Raw genomic sequence first — 219 nt, 5'->3', positions numbered from 1 at the left:
CGATCTTCTCGAGATTGCCCAGCGCCTTCTCCTCGATCGTCGTCAGCCCGCCCTCGATATTGCCCTTGGTCGGCTGGCTGTCCGAGAGATCGTCGGTCTGGTGGGCGAAGATGACGTCGTCCTGGTAGGCCTTCCACATGGCGTACCAGCGGTCGCCGACTTCCTCGTTGATTGCCCGCGCCTTGCAGATGTGCTCGGCGCCGGTGATCTCCGAGGTCT

At 63.0% G+C, this 219-nt stretch carries 1 pseudogene; it reads right to left on the bottom strand.

What is annotated here, in order from left to right:
* Nucleotides 1–219: pseudogene (locus LL06_RS26155) on the bottom strand (UxaA family hydrolase); the annotation flags it as partial.

It is taken from the genome of Hoeflea sp. BAL378 (genome assembly GCF_000759435.1).
GTDB lineage: Bacteria > Pseudomonadota > Alphaproteobacteria > Rhizobiales > Rhizobiaceae > Hoeflea.
Note: the sequence above shows the minus strand (reverse complement) of the source record. Positions and strands in the feature narration are given on the sequence as shown.